Here is a 19897-nt window from a genome sequence, read left to right on the forward strand (position 1 = left end):
TATATGAGGAAGAAGCGTGTTTTACCAGGGTTTGGATTATCTCTTGGATTTACAATGCTGTATATGAGTTTATTCGTACTTATACCACTTTCTATCGTATTTATTCAAACTTCGCAGCTAGGCTGGAAGAAGTTCGCACAAGTTATAACGAGTGAGCGCGTTTTGCATTCGTATCAAGTGAGTTTCACAACTTCACTTGTAGCGGCAATCGTAAATGCCATTTTCGGTTTATTAATTGCTTGGGTACTCGTTCGCTACACATTTCCAGGGAAGCGGTTATTAGACGGACTAATCGATTTACCATTCGCTCTTCCGACTGCAGTAGCTGGTATTACACTTACGACGCTTTATGCGGAAAATGGCTGGGTTGGAAAAATATTTAGTGTGTTTCATATAAAAGTAGCTTTTACCCAGCTCGGCATTATTGTGGCGCTTACGTTTATTGGCTTACCCTTTGTCGTCCGAATGGTGCAACCAGTACTACAAAGTATTGATAAAGAAGTAGAAGAAGCAGCTTCTAGTTTAGGAGCGTCGCGCTTCCAAATATTTGTGAAAATCATTTTGCCCGAAATATTTCCGGCTCTACTTGCTGGTTTTTCACTCGCCTTTGCGCGGGCGTTAGGGGAATATGGATCTGTCGTGTTCATTGCTGGTAATATGCCAATGAAAACAGAAATCGCACCGCTCATGATTATGACGAAACTAGAACAATATGATTATGCAGGCGCAACAGCGGTGGCGGCTGTGATGCTTATTATTTCTCTCCTTTTCCTACTACTTATTAATATGATTCAAACTTGGAGTAGAAGGCACGAACTGAAAAGCGAATAGGAGGGGAGAAAATGGAACCAACATTATTAGAAAAGAAAATAGTAAAAAGCATGTCAGCTAAAAAAGAATCTAAGTTTGTACCAATTCTATTCATTACGATAACAATTTTATTTTTATCTCTCTTTCTATTACTGCCGCTCGTGACAATTTTTATGAAAGCATTTGAACGAGGAGTTGATGTATATATTGCCGCTGTAACAGATCAAGAAGCATTTTTGGCAATTAGGTTAACACTTCTCGTTGCATTAATTGTTGTACCGCTTAATACGATATTTGGAATAGCGGCTGCGTGGCTTATTACGAAGTTTCAGTTTAAAGGAAAGCAAGTATTATTATCTCTTATTGAACTGCCGTTTGCTGTATCACCAGTCATTGCAGGATTAGTATTCGTTTTACTTTTCACACCTCGTGCGAATCTTGGCGGATGGTTATTGGAACACGGGATAAAGCTCATCTTCTCTGTCCCTGGTATTATCATTGCGACGATATTTGTTACGTTTCCGTTCGTTGCACGTGAATTAATCCCGGTAATGCAGGCGCAAGGAAAGAGTGAAGAAGAAGCAGCTCTATCACTTGGCGCAAGCGGATGGAAAATGTTTTGGCGCGTCACATTACCAAATATAAAATGGGGTCTATTATACGGCATGATTTTATGTAATGCTCGCGCCATTGGTGAGTTCGGCGCCGTTTCCGTTGTGTCCGGTCACGTGCGCGGCATGACAAATACAATGCCGCTTCATATCGAAATTTTGTACAATGAATATCAATTTTCAGCAGCGTTTGCTGTGGCGACTTTAATGTCACTCATCGCAGTCTTTACGCTCGTTATAAAAAACTGGATTGAATGGAGAATGGAAAAACGACAATAAGGGGTGAGTGCGGTGAGTATTCAAATTCAAAATGTATCAAAACAATATGGTACATTTCAAGCGCTGACAGACATTCATTTGGATATTCCAAAAGGTGAACTGGTCGCTTTATTAGGCCCATCAGGTTCTGGAAAAACGACGTTATTACGAATTATTGCAGGGCTAGAAGAAGCGGATGGAGGTTCGATTTCTTTTGATGGGGAAGATTTAACTGATATTCATGTAAAAAACCGGCAAGTCGGTTTCGTCTTCCAGCACTATGCACTTTTTAAACATATGAATGTATTTGAAAATGTCGCTTTCGGTTTAAAAGTAAGAAAGAAAAATGTAAGACCGTCAGCTGAAGTAATAGAAGAAAAAGTAATAGAACTATTGAAACTAGTAAAAATGGATGGTTTTGCAAAACGTTATCCAGCGCAATTATCTGGCGGACAACGACAGCGTATCGCATTAGCCCGGGCACTTGCAGTCGAGCCGAAAATTTTATTGCTAGACGAACCATTTGGTGCACTTGATGCGAAAGTGCGGAAAGAATTACGAAGATGGCTCCGGAAACTACATGACGAATTTCAAATTACGAGCGTATTCGTAACGCATGATCAAGAAGAAGCGCTAGACGTTGCGGACCGCATCGTTGTAATGAATGAAGGACGCATTGAACAAATGGGAACGCCGGAAGAAGTATATGAAAAACCAGCAAGTCCGTTCGTATATGACTTTTTAGGAAACGTGAATTTATTTCACGGCCGCGTTCATAAAGGTAAGCTAAATGTAGGATCAGTGGAGCTAGAAGCACCAGAGCATAAGCACGTTTCAAACGTAGACGGAGTGGGATACGTAAGACCACATCACTTATCAATTGATCGTACGAAACAAAGTATAGATGCCATCCCGGCGAAAGTAACATACTCACATGCAGTTGGCCCTGTCGTATATGTAGAATTGAAGCGCGACGGAACAGATGAGTATCTAGAAGCAGAAATTAGTAAAGAACAGTTTAGACAACTAGGCATTCAAACAGGTGAGTTTGTATACGTACATCCGAGAGAAGTGAAAGTGTTTATTCCGGAGGATTTTGTTATTTAAGAGAGTTAAAATCAGCAATCTATTAATAAGAGGAAGCCTTCTAAAATATATTTTGGGAGGCTTCCTCTTTGTTTGTAGTGATAGTTTTTCGTATGCGAAATGTAGTGGGGAAAAACTATAGATATCATAAGAAGAGGGGGAGCGTGTTCAAACAGTTATTTGGTATGAATAGTAAGGAAGATATTCTAATTACCCGCTATAAATAATGGTATTACAGTTAGGGAACCATATTTACCCCAGGAATATGAAGATCAGTGTACTAGATTCATTGAATGTTAGAACAAAATCGAAAGTGAAAATAAAAGGTTAGTTGAATGATGTTCATATCATGTCGCTAGCGAACAATAATAGATAAAATTATCGTAAATTTTTAAATATATAACAAAAACAGTTATCTGTAATGACATTTATAAAATTGTTGTTAAATTGTCGGATTTTGTGCACAAAATCTTCAAAACTTTAAAACTATATTTACTTTACTCTTTCCTTTGTTTAAATTGTGATATGTAACATTATATATGTTAAAAATATTTCAGCGAGGTGAGTTTATGAAAGAAAAGAAACAAAAGAATTGGTATAGGTATTTAATCCAACTTATGGTAGTTGCATTAATTGTTACCTCTATACCACTGAATGGATTGGCGGAAACAGCACCACCGTTTACACCATCTCCGAATTCAGAACAAAGTCCAGAAGTGGAAAAGAAAGAGGAAAAGGAGTTACCAGCTCCACATCCAGATCAGTTAAAGAAGGATAAGGCTAAAGCACAAGCAAATCCAACTGAGATTGTAGAAGAAAGAACGGAAACCGAAAAGGTTTTTGATAACAATGATGGTACTTTTACAAAGAAGGTATATACGGAACCAATTCATGCAGAGAAAGATGGAAAGCTAGAAGAGGTTTCACCAAAATTAGTAGAAGCACCAAATGAAAAAATTGTAACGGAAAATACAAAATTAGAACCAGAGTTTGAGAAAACAACACAAGATGGAAAGTACGTTCAATTTAAAGTAAAAGATCATACTATTCAGTACAAATTAATGAGTGCAAATGGTGAAAAAGGTGAAGTGAAGCCATCACCAGTAACCGCAACACATGAAAAAAATACAGTATGGTATAAAGGGATTTTCCCAAATATTGATTTAAAGAGTACGACATTTAATGAAAATGTAAAAGAAGACTTTGTATTACGTGAGTATACAGGGCATCATATTTTTACGTTTGCATTAGAAACAGATTTAACACCGAATATACAGGAAGATGGTTCAATCGACTTCCAAAATGAGAAAAAAGAAAAAGTCTTCACATTACCGAAACCGTATATGAACGATTCAAATGTAGATCAACAATCAGGTGAGGCTGTAACGTCAGATGCGGTTCGTTACAATATTGAGAAGACAGATGAAAAAACATATACGTTAACTGTTACAGCGGATCCAAAGTGGTTACAAGCGCCGGAACGAAAATATCCGGTATATGTAGACCCTTCAATTGAACTGGATAACTTTGAAAATGCTTATGCTTCAAGCGCGTATCCAACTGTCAATTATTCAGGAGGAAAGCTTTGGGATGCTGGTCAAAATGCTTATACATTAAAAGTAGGTTATTATGACGGGGCCTCTGGGACAAACTTTTCATTCATTAAACCAGACGTTTCAAATTTAAAAGGTGCAAAGATTGAAAGTGCAACATTCCATGCCTATGCAGTTTGGCATTATTATGGAAATCAACCAAATGGTGTTTGGTTAGATGAAGTTACAGGTGGATGGAATGTCGGAGGTATTAACTGGAATAATAAACCAGGTTCTAACAACATTGCACACGCTGATGTAGGCCGCGGAAAATGGGCTCAGTTCAATGTAACGAATACAGTGAAAGCATGGGTAGAAGGTGCGAGACCAAACAACGGTTTTAAGCTACATGCAAATGGAAATGGTCAGAATCATTGGAAAAAGTTTATTGCAGCTGAAAACGGAGAAAATGCACCGTACTTAGAAGTTAAGTATTCGTATGCAAAACCGAATACACCGAGAGTACAAGCTTACTCGAATGGGAGTGGAAGTAGTTCAGGTCACTTTAATGTACAATGGGATCCAGTTCCAGGAGCAACAGAGTATAAAGTAGCTATTTTTAATGGATATGACTATGAATATATTTCAGTTGGTAATGTGACAAGTTGGACAACGAAGGATAAAAAAATATTCCCAACGCCAGAAGAAATTGCACAAGGGCGTTACTGGATACATGATGACGGACAAGGTGCAGAAGCACCTACTGACCCAGGACAAATATATAAAAATGCTTATCAAGCAGGAGGTCCATACGGGGATTATAGCGGAAGAAGTAGCTACTGGATTCGTATTGTGGCAGAGTATCCATTTGGTGATAGTCCGCTTTCTGATGGAGTAGTTCCATTTATTCCACTAGAACAAGTGAAAAAGCCAGATGGCTCTGCATATATTAATGCGACAGATCAGCAAACTGGTTATGTAACGTTGAAGTGGGACTCAGTTCCAGCAGCAACAGGTTATAAAGTTTGGATTTATAACGGAAAAGATTACGAAGCGTTCGATGTGGGAAATAAAACAAATTGGACAACGCAAAATGAGAAGATTTGGCCAACGAAAGATGAAATAACGAAAGGCCAATATTTACTTCATCACGATAAAAAAGGTGCAGAATTAGCAGTTGATCCATCACCTGTGTATAAGAATTCTGGTGGAATCTATGCAGGTTCGAAAAACTACTGGTTCCGTGTAACAGCGTATAGTAAAGCTGGACATGCTGAAAGTGAAATTTCGCATGAGTTTGTTCCTAAATTCTCCCAAGATTTTGGATTTATAGGGATGTTTGATTACTGGGCATCAGTTCCGGTGTTAAATGGTAAAGTAAATGCTACAAATGGTAACTTTATCATGAGTGAGAAAGATATTACGTTATCAGGGCGCGGGCCGGATGTATCAGTAGAAAGAACGTACAATAGCCAGAGTAAAAAGGTAGGCTTATTTGGTACGGGGTGGTCTAGTGGATTAGAAGAAAGAATTTGGGCCGACGGAAATGGAAACTTACTTTTAATTTCTGCCGATGGTGCGAATATTACTTTTACTAGAACAGGAGATAATACGTATCAAGCTCCTACTGGTATATATTTAGAAATTAAGCAAGTATCAGGTGGGTATGAAATAAAAGATAAAGACCAAACTGTTACTTTCTATAAATCTGGCGATGCACAGGGGCGTATTGAGTATACAAAAGATAAATACGGAAATACGACGACATATGAGTATGATGGCGAATTCCGTTTATCAAAAGTAAAGAACGCTTCTGGCAAAGAGTTATTAGTACAATATGATGGGAATAATAAAAAAGCAGCAAGAGTAATCGGTCCAGATAATAAGACGATTACATTTAAGTATGATGGAGATTTACTCGTTTCTTCTACAACACCAGAAGGAAAAGTATATAAATACGGATATGATAATGGTTTATTAACATCTATTTATGACCCGCAACATACAGATGCAAAACCGTATAAAACATCGTATGCATACGAGAATAATAGATTAGTAAAAGTGACAGACCCATTAGGGAAAGCAACAACATTAGCATATAATACGGATGCGAAAGAAGTTACGTTAACGAATCCAAAAGGGCGTAAGACTGTTTATACGTATAACGATGCTGGAAATCCAGTGAAAACAGTCGAAGATTCTGGGCGTCTGAATTTAACAACGGCGTATGAATATAATGCAAATAATTTAGTGAAAACTACGACTCCTAAAAATCAAACAGAAACAGCGACCTATGATAATAATGGGAATGTTACGTCTGTTACCGATGAAATGGGGACAGAAAAGTTTGAGTACAATAAAGACAATGGGATTATAAAAGCGACAGATAACGAAAATCGTGAAACAACTGTTGCTTATAAATCAGCAAATACAGAAGTGTCTGAAACTGACCAAGCAGCAAATACATCATCTTTCATGCAGTATGATCAGTTTGGAAATCCAATTGCAACAACTAGAGAGCTGGGAACAGGAGAAAACCTGATTCAAAATCCAAGCTTTGAAATGAATAACACTGAGAGATGGAATGAAGAGAAGACTAATAGTCATGGATCATTGAAAAAAGATGAAATATTCGCGCCAGGTGGATTGGGTGGATCTTCATCTTTACAAATGATAGTAAAGGCGCAAAATGCTGGTTGGGGATACCATAGTGCGATTCAAGATGTGGTAGTAGAACCAAATACAACATACACATTAAGTGGGATGATGAAAACATCATTAACTCACGCTGGTGCATTTTTTAATGTTCAGTTATTAAAAGAAGATGGAACTCCTCTTGGAAGTGGAAATAACTGGTTTGATACACGTCATAATAGGATAGAGGGCGAGAAAGATTGGACGAATCGCCAAGTAACCTTTAAGACAACAGATCAAACAAAAAAAGTTAGAATATATCTACAAGTTGATTATAATCGAGCGGATTCAAGTGGTTCAGCATGGTTTGATAAGATTCAATTGGAAAGAGGAGAAGTGTCTTCCAGCTTTAATCCAATTGAAAATAGTAGTTTAGAAAATATAGCGGGAAATGGCTGTATGCCAGGTTGGATTCGAGGAGATGGAACAAGTTGTGATGCAAAAGATATTTCTCATAACGAAAGCTTTACAGGAAATTCGTCTATTGTATTAGAACGTAGCCAATATGGAGGTTCAGATGTAGGATATGGCAAGCATATCACTATAAATCAGAAAAAAGCAGAACCAATCACGCTAACAGGAATGTCTAAATCTGAAAATGTAGAAAATACTGCACCAGATAAACTTTCTCGAGATTACTCTATTTGGGCGGATGTGCATTATCAAGATGGAAGTGGGGAAAATTTCCAAGCTAAATTCCCAAGTGGGACAAATGATTGGAATCGTAGTGCATTTGTAATCCCTGCCACTAAACCAATTAAACGTATGGAAGTTTATCTTCTATTTAGAAGAGAAAACAAAGGGAAAGTTTGGTTTGATGATATACGTTTACTAGAAGGAAATGCTCTTATTAAAAATGAGTACGACAACGATGGAAGTGTTGTTGCCACGTATGATGAAGAAGGACAGAAAAACACCTTCACATATGATGCATCAGGAAATAAAAAGAGCGAGACAGATGAAAAAGGAAATACAAAATTATATGATTACAACAAAGATAATCTATTAACAAAGGTTACCCTGAAAAATGGTACCTCTGTAAATTATCTTTATGATCATAATGGAAATACAACAGAGAAATCTGTCATGTTTGGTGGGAAAACGCAAACACACAAATATGAATATGATGTAGATAACAAAAATACAGTGTATATCGACGCGTTAAACCGTCGTATTGAAAATACGTACGATGAAAATGCAAACAAGATTAAGACTAAAATGCCAAACGGCTCGATTTTAGAATCTGTTTATGATTCAGCGGATCGCGCGATTGGTGAAAAACGAAATGGAAAAGATTCATTTACATTCGAACGTGATCAAAATGGACAAGTTACGAAAGTAAAAGACCTTGTCAATGGTGTAGAACGTACAAAAACATACGATAAGGCAGACCGTGTCACTAGTGCAACGGATAGTCGAGGCGGAAAAGTTGACTGGACATATCATGACAAAGCAAACAGTAAGACAGAAAAATTAAAAGAACAAACAGTAACGCAAGGTGGATACACAAATAAAGTATCGTATGACTACAACACGTTAGATCAAAATATTCGTGTGACAGACGGTTCTCAAACGTACCGATTTGATTATGACGATCAAGGAAACGTTCGTACGTATACAGCTGGAAATGGTTCAGGTTCTACCTTCAACTATGACCACGCAAATAAACTTAAAGATTTAGTAGTAGGTACGTCAAACAGTATTCTACTTTCTGAACGATACGAATATGACCAAGCCGGTAACCGTACGAAGATTAGACATGAAGGTGCGGGCGGAAAAGTAACAGAAACAAGCTTTGTATATGATCCAATTAACCAACTATTAAACGAGGCATTACCAAACGGAACAAGTAAATCATACACATATGATGGATTTGGAAACCGTACGAGTGTGAAAGTTGTAGAGAATGGAAAAGAAACAAAGTCTATAGCGACAACGTTTAATGACGGAAATCAGCTTGTAAAATTCGGAAACGAATCGTTAACGTATGATGCGAATGGAAACCGTACATCAGACGGAAAGTACAAGTATACATGGAATGAAGATGACCAGATTGTAGCGATTACGAAACAAGGGGAAAGTAATGCATTTACGACATATAAGTATGACGATGAGGATCGTCGTATTGAAAAGAATGTAAATGGAAAAGTGACACGCTACTTCTATGATGGAGATAGTATTAATCCGTTATATGAGACAGATGGAAATGGGAATGTACTGCGTCAATATGTATATTCTACAGATGGTGTACGTTTAGCTATGAAATCACAAGGACAAACGTTATACTATCACTATAATCCTCGTGGTGATGTCGTTGCGATGACAGATCAAAATAGAGAAGTTGTAGCAACGTATGAATATGATTCGTGGGGTAACGTATTAAAGAGTGATACGAAAGGTATCGCAGCAGACAATCCATTTGGATATGCGGGATACATGTATGATAAAGAGATTGGTATGTATTATCTAATTGCGAGATATTATAACCCAGATCATGGTGTGTTCTTATCGGTGGATCCTGATCCGGGTGATGAGGATGATCCAATTACTCAAAATGCTTACACGTATGCTCATAATAATCCAGTGATGAAAATAGATGCTGATGGACATCATCCAGTTATTATTGCTGGAATATACGGATATCGTATCTATAAAGGGTATAAAGCTTATAAAAAGGTGCAAAAGCTATCTAAAATTACAAAAAGTGCTAAAAAATATAAAGGGAACATTGGGAATAAAACCTCAAGTTATAAAGATGTTACAAAACCGGGTTCTATTGTTAATAGGAAGACCAATTTAACGAGAAGACAGTTTGAAAATAATTTATCACAAAATGGGTGGAAAACTAGTAAATCTAAAGATGGAAATGTGTCCATAATGATAAAAAATGGAGCAAAATATATTGTAAGAAATAATGCAAAGTCAACAAAAAAACCAACGGCAGATTATACTCCAAAAGGTAAAAAAAGGACTACATTGAAAATTAGATTGAAAGGATAGATTAGGAGGAGCAATATTGAATTTAAAATCATTAATTATTAAAAATAAGGAAGTGTTTGATAAGTGGAAGCATGAATTAGATGGGATGATTCATTTTGATTTAAAATTACCAAATCAAGTGTTTCAAAACGATTATGGAAATTATATGTTTGGTGAATTTGATTCTTTAATGTATGATAGTGGCTGGAATGAAATAAGAAAATTAGCTCAAACTACACATGATTCTTTTGTTATTATGGGCGTGTTAGATCCTCACCCTGAAGAATATTATTATAAGGAATTTGGATATTACAATTGGTTAAAACTTCCATGTGATTTGACAGGAGAGCAATACATGGATGTATTAGAAGAATATCCTCAAGACAGTATGGCTGATTCTATTATGAATAATTCATTTGTAGTAGTCTGGTTCCCTCCATCAAGAGAATGGATTATTATTGGAGATAGAAGTTATGGTATTAATATACTGGCAACTAAAAATGAGAGTGGCTTAAAACATAAATTTACACCATTTTATAATTGGAGTTCGTTAGATAATTTTATATCCTTGGATTTTGAAGAGGAAGTACAATATAAAGAGTTTATTAAAAACATTTTGAAAAATTATAATGGGAATTAAATAAAAGAGAATGTAAAAAGATTACTGGTTCTGTTGCAAAGTTTGGACAAAGTATAAACTGTTTGGTAAATGAGGAACGATGTTTATGCAGTCGCTAGTAAGTATTGAAGTTCATTGTACGTTGGAAAGGCAGAGTCTCTTTGAAGACTTCGCCTTTGTTTATATATTATTTGTAGATAAATAAATTATAATTGAGAGTAAGCGTCAAACTTATTAAAATTAAGGAAGTTTGACGCTTATTTTTTATGCTTAGAATCGATGAGAGGGTTTTATGATTGGAATAATATGTATTAATCGAAGAGCAGTTAGAACTCTTAATGTTGTTATATGAGAGGAAAATACAAAGTCCTAATAAGGTAATTAAGCTCTCGGAAAATGAGATAGCGATGATTGGAACTGATAATGTGGAAGGGCTACAAGAAAGTAAATCTTCCTTTGAACAAATCAATATTACTTGGGAATCTTGAAGTAAAGGAGCGCGTTATAATTGGCAATGACAAATGAACAATTCGAGAATTATCTTGTTATGTGTTATGACAAATTAGAAAGTAAACAGCAAAAATTCATTTCGGATTATAATATCGATAACTTTGATGAGTATTGGTATGATCAAGATCAATGTATATTACAGTTTAAAAAAAATGGTCAAGTTTTACTTGAATTTAGTGTTGTTTTTATAGGTTCTTGGTCTGGAAAGAGTAACAGTTGGATGTGGTCTTGGGCTAATGAGAATGTGGCTGATTATGCAAGAAGTAAGTCTAACTGTTTGAGAGGTTTACAAAATATTACAGGGAGTGAGGTTTTTATAAATTCACTTTTTGAATGCGATCAAGAAATGGCGTATGAGCTAGCAGCCTTTTCCATTGAATATTTAGATGCAGCAGGAATGTATATAGCACCAGGTGAGAGAAGTGATGTATTTATGGCTGTTATGTTACCGCATCATTGTAAGTAGTGTAAACAATATATATACAATAAAAAAGGAAAAACAGTAGGAGAATTACATACCAGTCAATCATAAAAAACAAATAGGGAAAAATTCCAATTAATAAGTGCTATCCAACTCATTATTAGGCTTATTATCCAGGACCTTCAAGTGAATGGAGGCACATATCTATTTTGGGAAAAACGCTAAGTATGTGATTAGAGGTGAAGAGAAGATGTCAAAAACATACTTTATAGAAGATTTATATGATTTAAGTTTTGAACAAAAAAAAGACTTACTGAAATTATTTGTTAGTGAAAATGAAACACTATGTTTTTTCTACGTAGAAGAAAATTTAAAAAGTTTAAATAATAAAGAAGAGAAAATGATTTTAACAAATTTATATGAAAAAAGTCCAGAGTGGCTTGTTCCATTGGGGCAAGTAAGGGAACTTAAAGGAATGATGTGGTATAAGGTAAAAACAGATGAAGAAATTATTCAGGCTATTGAAATAGAACAATTATTTTGGTGTATTATTGTAAAGGATGGGGATCCTGTAAAAGATTTTTCATATAGCTTTGCATTAATTGAAGATGATTGTATAGAAGAATTGGTTATAGAAGAAAAAGAAAAAAATAGCTTTGTTAATAAAGTTTTTCCTAAAATAAGAGAGATGTTTGGAGATAAATTAAAAGTTAGTTAAAGTAGTTTTTTCTACGCAAAAACTTTAAGACAGTTATAAATAATCTCTAGGTCTAGGATATAAGGTATATCCATCAACTTTATTAATTGAAAAGGATGTGGGGGAATTCTCCACATCCTTTTTCAGTGAACTAAACGAAAGCCAAAAGATGATTTGCATGATATAAAAGCACCTGAGGTAGGATTATTCTTTAAGAGATAAAAAACTCATGTAGTATGAAAATATGGTGAGACAACATAAGGAACATTGTACAAGCAGTATAATGTTTATATGAAATTCGAAGCGTGGGGGACAAAAAAAGAAATGCATCAATGGCAATATCAAATTCAGTATATGAAAAGGGAAATAATGGGAAATTATCCCCGTTAAATAAAAGGATGAGTGATTATGAGATTTTTTTTAAGTGGTGAATTAGAAGGTGACATTGCTGAGGAATTTATAAATATAATTTCAGAAATCGGTAATGAACTTGAAGGATTAAATGGTAATGATTATGGTAGCGAAGTAGAAAAAATAGCTATAATCCCTATAGTAGTTAACATAACTCCGGAATATGAAGATGCGGGTTTTCATAAAGAAAGAAAGCTCTTTAAAAGGAAGAGTAAAGGAGCAGATTTTAGATTAAGGATTGATTATGAAACATTTTTGTTGGCAGATGATTCAGGGAGAAAAATATTAATAATCAAAAACATTATTCAATCTATTAGGATATTGGGTAAAAGGGCAAAGTCTGATTTTAATGCAATAAAGTTAGAACAAGATATTTTACAAGTTTTTGATATGAAAGAGGAGATATGAGTAGATACTCATATCGAATTATTAAATGAAAATAGTAAGATGAAATGGGAATGAAATAATTATAACCTTGAGAAAAAAGAAGGTGTATTAAGGATTTTACATTTGAAAAAATTCAATATGATAGTGCACTTTTAACCATTGCTGGTTTTTACCCTTCAGGAAAATTTGAAGTGATGTTGGATGTAAATAGTCTTTGAAGGAGAGAATTTCATGTTTCCAATAGGTGAACAGCCACGCATTCTTAAAGATTTGGCTGGAATAAATGAAGATGTACAAGAGATAGCTATTAGCGGTAAAACAAAGAATATAGAACTTTTAGGTAAGTTGAAAATTAAGGAATTATGGATTTTTGCAGTGAATCAAAAGCAGTTTGATAAAATTATGGAGTATGTTAATCCTGAATTACTATATGTTTATGAAATGAGAGTAGAAAATTTATCGATATTACAGACGATGTCTAATGTAAGGGAATTATATTTATGTTGGAATACTAAAAATACTGATTTATGGGATTTAAGCTATAATAAAAATCTTTCTTATCTATTAATAGAAGACTTTTCAAAATTAGAAGACTTAACACCAATGAAAGATGGAGAGAACTTAGGCGGTCTTTATTTAGGTGGCGGGATAACAAAAGCACTTAATGTAAAAACGCTGGAGCCAATTGGTGATTTAGTACGATTGAATGAGTTAACTTTAATGAATATTAAAGTTCAAGATCGTTCTTTAGAGCCATTAATGAATTTGAAAAGGCTTAAGAAATTGAATATATCTAACCAATTCCCTATGGAAGAATACGCTAAATTATCGGTAGTATTACAGAATACAGAATGTGAATTTTTTAAACCATATGTACGCATGGAGTCCACAGAAGGAAAAGATATAATGATGATTGGTAGAAAAAGACCTTTTCTTAATTCGAAGACAGATGCTGAAAAAATAAGAAAATATGAGCAAGAATTCAAAAAGGTGCAGGAAGAATTTAGAGATGGAATGAAATGAATGTAGTCCCTAAATAAGGGGCATGTAGAAGGAGTAATGATATGGATGTTTATGAGTTAATTAGTGATGTAGATTCAAAAGAAAAATTAGTAGAGTTTTTGCTTCATCTTCAAAAAGATTTCAAAGAAAATCAAGATGAGTGGGAGAATATAACATTAGAAGATTACTTAGAATCAATGGAAGCATGGATAAATGATTGTGAGGGAGCCTACCAAAACAGAGGTGAAGAGATGCCTAAAAATATATCATGGGGTTTTATTGCACAGGTGTTATTGGCGGCAGCTCACTATGAATAAATTTAAATAGATTAATTTATTGAGGTCTAAGTTTAAATAAAAGCGAAGAGACTAAATAGCAGGTGAAGATCTTTCAAATCTCGTAAAGAAATATAATCCTCGTGGCGACGTACGAATAGGATGCATAGGGTAGTGGGTTAAAGAGTGATGTCAAAGGCATAGCTGTAGACAATCATAAAAGACCACAACCATGGTGGTAAGAATAGGGAGGATATACTAACAAATGATAGAAGTTGTGTTTTATGATTGGCGTAAAAATAGATCGAAGAAACAGAAATTACAAGCTCATGAAATAAGAATTTTTGAATTGATTTTTTCTAGAAAGTTAAGAGAGTTTGATTTAGGACTAAATGATATTGGATTTATAGAAGTATTTTGTTTAGCTAAGGTTAATAAAGGGGATTTCTGTGAGGTCATGGTGGATATGAATCAAATTGGTATATCTATCTCATATGATTTTATGGATTTTTTAACACTTAATTCAGTCGAAGAAAAATATGAAGAGTTTTGTAAATTAGTGCGCCAATATGTAATACCTGCACTTGAAGAAAACTCAAATCTATCACCAAATATTGTAAGAGGGTATATTGAAGAGTCCTTGGATGAAATAGTAAAGCAAAACTATGAAGGGATATTTTTGGTAGGTAAAACTCCTAAGAAAAGTCCTAGCCGTAAGAAGATAGCGATATTAAAAGGAATTCATCGCGTCCAAGGTTTTCAACTTCGATGTGAGGTATATGATGAAAAGGGAATGAAAATTAAAGATAAATTACTAGTTGAAGAGGTAGGAAATGAAATGGTTTATGGCCGATTTTTGGGCACATTGAAATGGGAAAGCGAAAATTTAATTGTAGTTAATTCGAAATCCAGTAGTTGGAAAGAAGAAGTTTATATTTAAGTATGAAAGTATTTTGGAGAAATGTTTATCGATTATTACTAATTGGAGGGATTGTATGAACTTCATTTTACATGGATCTGAACATACAGTTTTAGCTTCTGTTTTTGACTCATTTCAAGGTAAGGAAAAAGAATTTAATTGGCTTATAACAGATTTGGAGATTGCCACAATTCAGGAAGAGAGACTTATACGAGATTATCCTGAAATGTCTCATCCAATAGTTTGGATAGCAGGTGAAGATCTCTCAAATCTCGTAAAGAAATATAATCCTCAATTTATTTGGGGCGTACTATCTGCTTTTGATAAGTCTATAAACATTGATATTAATAATTTGCTTGTAGAACCCTATGCAAATGGAAACGAAGAACTCTGGGTACCAAGTCCAAATATTCAGCATCCCCAAGCAACACTTGAGATTGTTTGTTGGGATTCCGGTTTGATGTTGCTATTAAGCAACGATATAAATATTGATGATAAATTTAGAAATTATTTTAAAGACGCTAGGGATTTAAATGTTTATAATTCAGAATTTTGATTTTAAATTCTGAGGAGGCGTAAAAGATGATAGGAATACCACATTATATAATTCCAGTACAGGTTCATCCCTATGCAATAGATACTTTAGAGAAAGAAAAAGATATAAATATACTAAGCGTAACACCAGTAGTATCAGAAAATGATATGAATCAAATGATAATAAGTTCAAATATATCTATTCAATTAAGAAGTGATTTGTATGTAAATATATCTGTTGATAGAGCTGATATGAATTATCAGGATGAGGTGGAATATCTTCAGATGACGCTAGATAAAGAGGTTCCATTTATAACAAATGGAAATCCTAAAAAGAAAAAGGTTTTTGAAACATTTTTTAATATTAAAGGGAATATACAATGTGAACTATTAATGGAAGAAGATCAAGAGGTGGATCTCTCTTTAAAAAAAGTATTGTATACGGCTAAATGTGGAACGGGAATGCTATTGAAAAATGAAGTAGGAAATATTTTAATAGCTTGTCATGAATTTTGTATGCTTTTAGTCACAAGAGATCAAGAAAAAATAAGTAATATATTGAGAAACCGTTATAATAAGCAGGGATTTTAGGGACTCGGATTCTGTTATAAAAAATATACTGAGATACAGTATCCCAATGCTGTTCTTGAGATTGTTTGTTGGGATTCGTCTTTAACGCTTCTTTTAAGTAAAGATGAGGACATCGATGATAAATTTCAAGACTATTTCAAGTCCGCTAAAAAATTGGATTTTTAAATAGGTCGTTCTCGAGTAATAAAATGAATGTATGAATAACAATCTCTTTCATGATTATTGGAATATTAGCTAGCATTTTTGAAAAAGTAACTTGTAAAATTTCGGAGTGAATTGTTAACTTCTGATGCGATAGGAAATCGTAAATAAATTTATGAAGGAGAATTTAGAGGTGACAGAGTTTTTTGGATATTTATTAATTTTGGTTTTAAATATGCTAGTAGCATCTATCGTATTTTTACAAGAGTACTGCATAGGTAGTATAAGACTTTCTCATTATAGGAGAATCTTTGCTACGGTCATGGCTATACGTTCATTGTTGAGTATATGGATCATTTACCCTATGACAGCTACCCTGTTAGGGACGTTAAATATTTTAGTGATTCAATCAATTATATTACTTTGTCTTTGGGGGCTTATGCAGTGTGTAAAGAAGTACGGGGGAAAGTGGTATATTACAATGATTGCACTTATTATTTATGGTCTTAGCTGTTATTTTCATATTATGTATGCGAAAACTGTATAGATAATTAGAGGGTATTTGTAGACTTAGTTACATGATAGTAAGAATCTGTAATGAAAATTATAATAAAATGATGTCAAAAGGGATACTACAGTTTGGTTAGTATCCCTTTTGTATCAGATTACAAGAGCAGTTGCTTTCCATATGAAAAATGGTAGGGATTACGAGTGTACATACTCTTGTTTTGATATACTATATCCGTTAAAGAATACGTTTTCATTTGTTTGATGATGAGTTTTAATAGTGTAGATAATTTATTTTGGATACTTTTAAAGTATCCAATGCGTATAATTTTAATATGTATTGGCAGAGGAGTGACAGGGTGACTGGATTTGATGAACGTTTAATATGGATGTATGGGGTTATAGTAATGATCTTTTTCGGGGGAAAGTTTATTGGCCTTATTATTAGGAGTAAGATGTATTCATTAGCTATGTTTTTAATCCCATTTGCTGTTCTCTATGTATTGTATTTTACGCCCCTATCATCAATTTCTGTATGGATCCGTCTATTGATATTTGGATTATTTTTTGTGATAGTATCCGTTATGTTCTATTTCATTGAGGTAAGATGATGGGTATTAATAGAATTGAGGTTAAATGAAAGGAAGCGGGAAGACGTTAATGAAGGGAGACTAAAAGTGTTTATAGAAATTTTAGAATTTGCTTCTATCTTGACTTTAGTAGTTGTATTAACATTAACTGTTATGTTGCAAGATATATTTTTTATAGATATAAATAAACAATATACTGAAACACGTATTGGGGCGATTATTTTTTGTATTCGGATGTTGTTCGGGACATGGGTAATATTTGTTACGGAAACTACTATAATTGCTGTCTCAAAAGTGACTGCAATTCAATTAATTATTTTACTTCTTATTTGGGCATGCTCGAAGTATGTACAAAAAAATAGTGAAAATTGGCTAATTACTATAGTTGCTTTTGTTATTTATGGTGTTGGTACTTACATGTATATTCAGTTTGCTTTTAGAGGCTATTAATATATCACCAGAAAAATTAGTGGTTAGAAAGATTCATTTGTTAAATATGTGTATAAAGATTTACTATATAATGTAGAAAAAAGAGGGGGAATAACAGAAATTTTATATAATCGACAACGTTGATCGATGGTTTGAGTTACATTAGGAGGTATAAAAGAAGTGATATCAATGTTAAAACGAGAGCCTTCAAAGCTCATAATAGAGGAAAATCAACTTTATATACCTTGGGTGCACTGTAGCATACAGGATAACTGTATTGTTGTGGATTCTAAATCCTGAAAGTTACAGTTTAAAATTATATGCCCAACATATAAGACCTTAGTAGAAGATGATTTTTTGGATATATATTTAAATAAGTATCCTGATTTTATACATAAGGATTATAGTTATTATTATAAAGAGTTTAATTTTCAAGAATGGGAATTTAATATAGAGGGAGAAATTTTTACTGTCCTTAATGGAAACGTTCGAATTAGTTATTTATCAATAAGGACCTTTTCTATAGAAATGGAATTAGAATTAAGAGCGAGTGATGGTTTAAGAACTATGGCTACTTTATATTTATATCCCCTTATTAAGGAAGTAGCAACAGATGAGAGCAATTTGTACTTTAGTAATCTTATTCCTAAAGTAGTTAAAGAGGCAGGATCAACGGTCGGTTCAACTAATGGAAAGCTAATAGAAGAGTTAAGCCTTGAAGATTTCTCTGTCGCACCAATTTGGGAGTGGGATCACGAGAATGAAAGTGTAGACGGTCAAGACGAGACTTGGGTTTGCCCGTCTATTGTTACAAATATATTTGAATTCGAGAATACGGATGTTTTTATAAAAGCGGACTTAGCATTAAATAATGAGGATATTCTATATCAATGTATTTTAAATATAGATATAGAACAAGGAGCACAGAAATTTTCTATTATGGAAGGAGCTGTGTTCGCAAAAGAAGATTATATCGATTTGAGAGATTTTTTATTTAATCCGACAGTGGATATACAGAAGATAGCTTTTCATATTCAAGATCAAATAGTTGAAAAGATGAATCCGATACATTATAGAAAAAAACAATGGGATTTAACATTTTCTTTGAGAGATTAAAGTGTAGGTATTATTCTTATAGAAAATGATGTGGCTATATTTGAACAAAGCTGGAAAAAGAGATTGATACAGAAACTTTCTGTGATCCACATCGTCTATCAACGGTTTGAGGATTGGGCTACTTTTGATGAAAGTAAAAGGGATAACAGATAACGGCTACACATGTGAAGATATATATATCGAATGGGTGGGTGAAATCATGCATGATTTGTTAAAAGATGCAATTTATCGAGGGGACATTGGAAATGCGATAGCACATGCAAATAAAATAAGTATTGAGGAATTAGAGGATTTTTTAATAGAATGGTCTTTTAATGAACCCAATATTATTGTATACACTTTCTTGACTAGTTATTTAGAGAGTCGAAATGATGTTAGATTACATGCACTAGCATCAGATATTTTATGTCACCCACTCTGTCATTTAGAGGGTGCATATGTAGCTGCTTTTTACCATGCAAAGAAGTGTATCGAATTGGAGCCTAATAATATGCAATATAGGGAGTTTTTATTGTTTTTTGCTAATGTTCCAGATGATGTTTTTGAAGAAAAATCAGCTATGAATTGGGCAAAGGATATATTAAAAGATGACCCAAGTAATAAGGTAGCTAAAAATTATATAAAAGAGAATTCGTGAAAAATGGATGTCTAAAAAGAAGAGCTGACGTAGGCTCTTCTTTCTTTATAGATTATGATCCAATGCATTAACGTTTTAAACACGACATTACAAAAAATCAAAAGAAGGTTTCCAGGAGTGATAAAAAGTAGATTATTATTG

The 19897-nt window shown here is 34.0% G+C and carries 16 protein-coding genes and 3 pseudogenes; 18 read left to right on the plus strand and 1 reads right to left on the minus strand.

Going from position 1 to position 19897, the window contains the following annotated elements; genetic code table 11:
* The first annotated feature begins 3 nt into the window (after nucleotides 1-3).
* The 5 genes from cysT (at nucleotide 4) to EXW56_RS05530 (ending at nucleotide 10610) form a co-directional block, all read left to right on the plus strand.
* Nucleotides 4-831 (plus strand): sulfate ABC transporter permease subunit CysT, encoded by an 828-nt coding sequence (gene cysT, locus EXW56_RS05510; RefSeq protein WP_002201443.1) that lies wholly within the window; start codon nucleotides 4-6, stop codon nucleotides 829-831.
* A gap of 11 nt (nucleotides 832-842) precedes the next feature.
* Entirely contained in the window at nucleotides 843-1700 is an 858-nt protein-coding gene (gene cysW / locus EXW56_RS05515; RefSeq protein ID WP_002201442.1) for a sulfate ABC transporter permease subunit CysW, read from the plus strand.
* Nucleotides 1701-1712: 12 nt separating this feature from the next.
* Nucleotides 1713-2786 (plus strand): sulfate/molybdate ABC transporter ATP-binding protein, encoded by a 1074-nt coding sequence (locus EXW56_RS05520; RefSeq protein ID WP_199659779.1) that lies wholly within the window; start codon nucleotides 1713-1715, stop codon nucleotides 2784-2786.
* A gap of 548 nt (nucleotides 2787-3334) precedes the next feature.
* Nucleotides 3335-9991: a DNRLRE domain-containing protein gene (locus tag EXW56_RS05525; RefSeq protein WP_252197280.1), complete on the plus strand. Its 6657-nt coding sequence runs from the start codon at nucleotides 3335-3337 to the stop codon at nucleotides 9989-9991.
* A 16-nt stretch (nucleotides 9992-10007) separates the two neighbouring features.
* A complete protein-coding gene (locus EXW56_RS05530) occupies nucleotides 10008-10610 on the plus strand; it encodes a hypothetical protein (RefSeq protein WP_002149983.1) in 603 nt (200 codons plus the stop codon).
* A gap of 83 nt (nucleotides 10611-10693) precedes the next feature.
* Here the strand turns inward: EXW56_RS05530 and EXW56_RS27925 are convergent.
* Nucleotides 10694-10786: pseudogene (locus EXW56_RS27925) on the minus strand (IS6 family transposase); the annotation flags it as partial.
* Between the two features lie 108 nt (nucleotides 10787-10894).
* Between EXW56_RS27925 and EXW56_RS27525 the strand changes: the two are divergent.
* The 13 genes and pseudogenes from EXW56_RS27525 to EXW56_RS05590 form a co-directional block, all read left to right on the plus strand.
* Nucleotides 10895-11077, plus strand: a pseudogene (locus tag EXW56_RS27525) (hypothetical protein); the annotation flags it as partial.
* Between the two features lie 20 nt (nucleotides 11078-11097).
* Nucleotides 11098-11565, plus strand: coding sequence for a DUF6882 domain-containing protein (locus tag EXW56_RS05535; protein WP_002149981.1), 468 nt, complete (start codon nucleotides 11098-11100; stop codon nucleotides 11563-11565).
* 205 nt (nucleotides 11566-11770) lie between these two features.
* Nucleotides 11771-12238, plus strand: a complete 468-nt coding sequence (locus EXW56_RS05540; protein WP_033718016.1) for a hypothetical protein — start codon at nucleotides 11771-11773, stop codon at nucleotides 12236-12238.
* Between the two features lie 387 nt (nucleotides 12239-12625).
* Complete coding sequence (locus tag EXW56_RS05545) at nucleotides 12626-13036, plus strand: Imm44 family immunity protein (protein ID WP_002149978.1); 411 nt, start codon at nucleotides 12626-12628, stop codon at nucleotides 13034-13036.
* A gap of 210 nt (nucleotides 13037-13246) precedes the next feature.
* On the plus strand, nucleotides 13247-14038 hold the full coding sequence (locus EXW56_RS05550; protein WP_002149977.1) for a hypothetical protein: 792 nt from the start codon (nucleotides 13247-13249) through the stop codon (nucleotides 14036-14038).
* 41 nt (nucleotides 14039-14079) lie between these two features.
* Nucleotides 14080-14334 carry a DUF7660 family protein gene (locus EXW56_RS05555; protein ID WP_002149971.1) on the plus strand — a complete coding sequence of 85 codons (255 nt, stop codon included), beginning with the start codon at nucleotides 14080-14082 and terminating at the stop codon, nucleotides 14332-14334.
* 223 nt (nucleotides 14335-14557) lie between these two features.
* Nucleotides 14558-15232 (plus strand): hypothetical protein, encoded by a 675-nt coding sequence (locus tag EXW56_RS05560; RefSeq protein WP_002149962.1) that lies wholly within the window; start codon nucleotides 14558-14560, stop codon nucleotides 15230-15232.
* A 55-nt stretch (nucleotides 15233-15287) separates the two neighbouring features.
* Nucleotides 15288-15767: a hypothetical protein gene (locus EXW56_RS05565; RefSeq protein ID WP_002149959.1), complete on the plus strand. Its 480-nt coding sequence runs from the start codon at nucleotides 15288-15290 to the stop codon at nucleotides 15765-15767.
* Nucleotides 15768-15793: 26 nt separating this feature from the next.
* Nucleotides 15794-16336 (plus strand): hypothetical protein, encoded by a 543-nt coding sequence (locus EXW56_RS05570; RefSeq protein ID WP_002149955.1) that lies wholly within the window; start codon nucleotides 15794-15796, stop codon nucleotides 16334-16336.
* Nucleotides 16337-16670: 334 nt separating this feature from the next.
* Nucleotides 16671-17024 (plus strand): hypothetical protein, encoded by a 354-nt coding sequence (locus EXW56_RS05575; RefSeq protein WP_002149953.1) that lies wholly within the window; start codon nucleotides 16671-16673, stop codon nucleotides 17022-17024.
* Nucleotides 17025-17661: 637 nt separating this feature from the next.
* Entirely contained in the window at nucleotides 17662-18024 is a 363-nt protein-coding gene (locus EXW56_RS05580) for a hypothetical protein (protein WP_002149948.1), read from the plus strand.
* 168 nt (nucleotides 18025-18192) lie between these two features.
* Nucleotides 18193-19119: pseudogene (locus EXW56_RS05585) on the plus strand (hypothetical protein).
* Nucleotides 19120-19318: 199 nt separating this feature from the next.
* Entirely contained in the window at nucleotides 19319-19756 is a 438-nt protein-coding gene (locus tag EXW56_RS05590; protein WP_002149946.1) for a hypothetical protein, read from the plus strand.
* Nucleotides 19757-19897: the final 141 nt, after the last annotated feature.

Source organism: Bacillus mycoides (assembly GCF_018742245.1).
Lineage (GTDB): Bacteria > Bacillota > Bacilli > Bacillales > Bacillaceae_G > Bacillus_A > Bacillus_A cereus_U.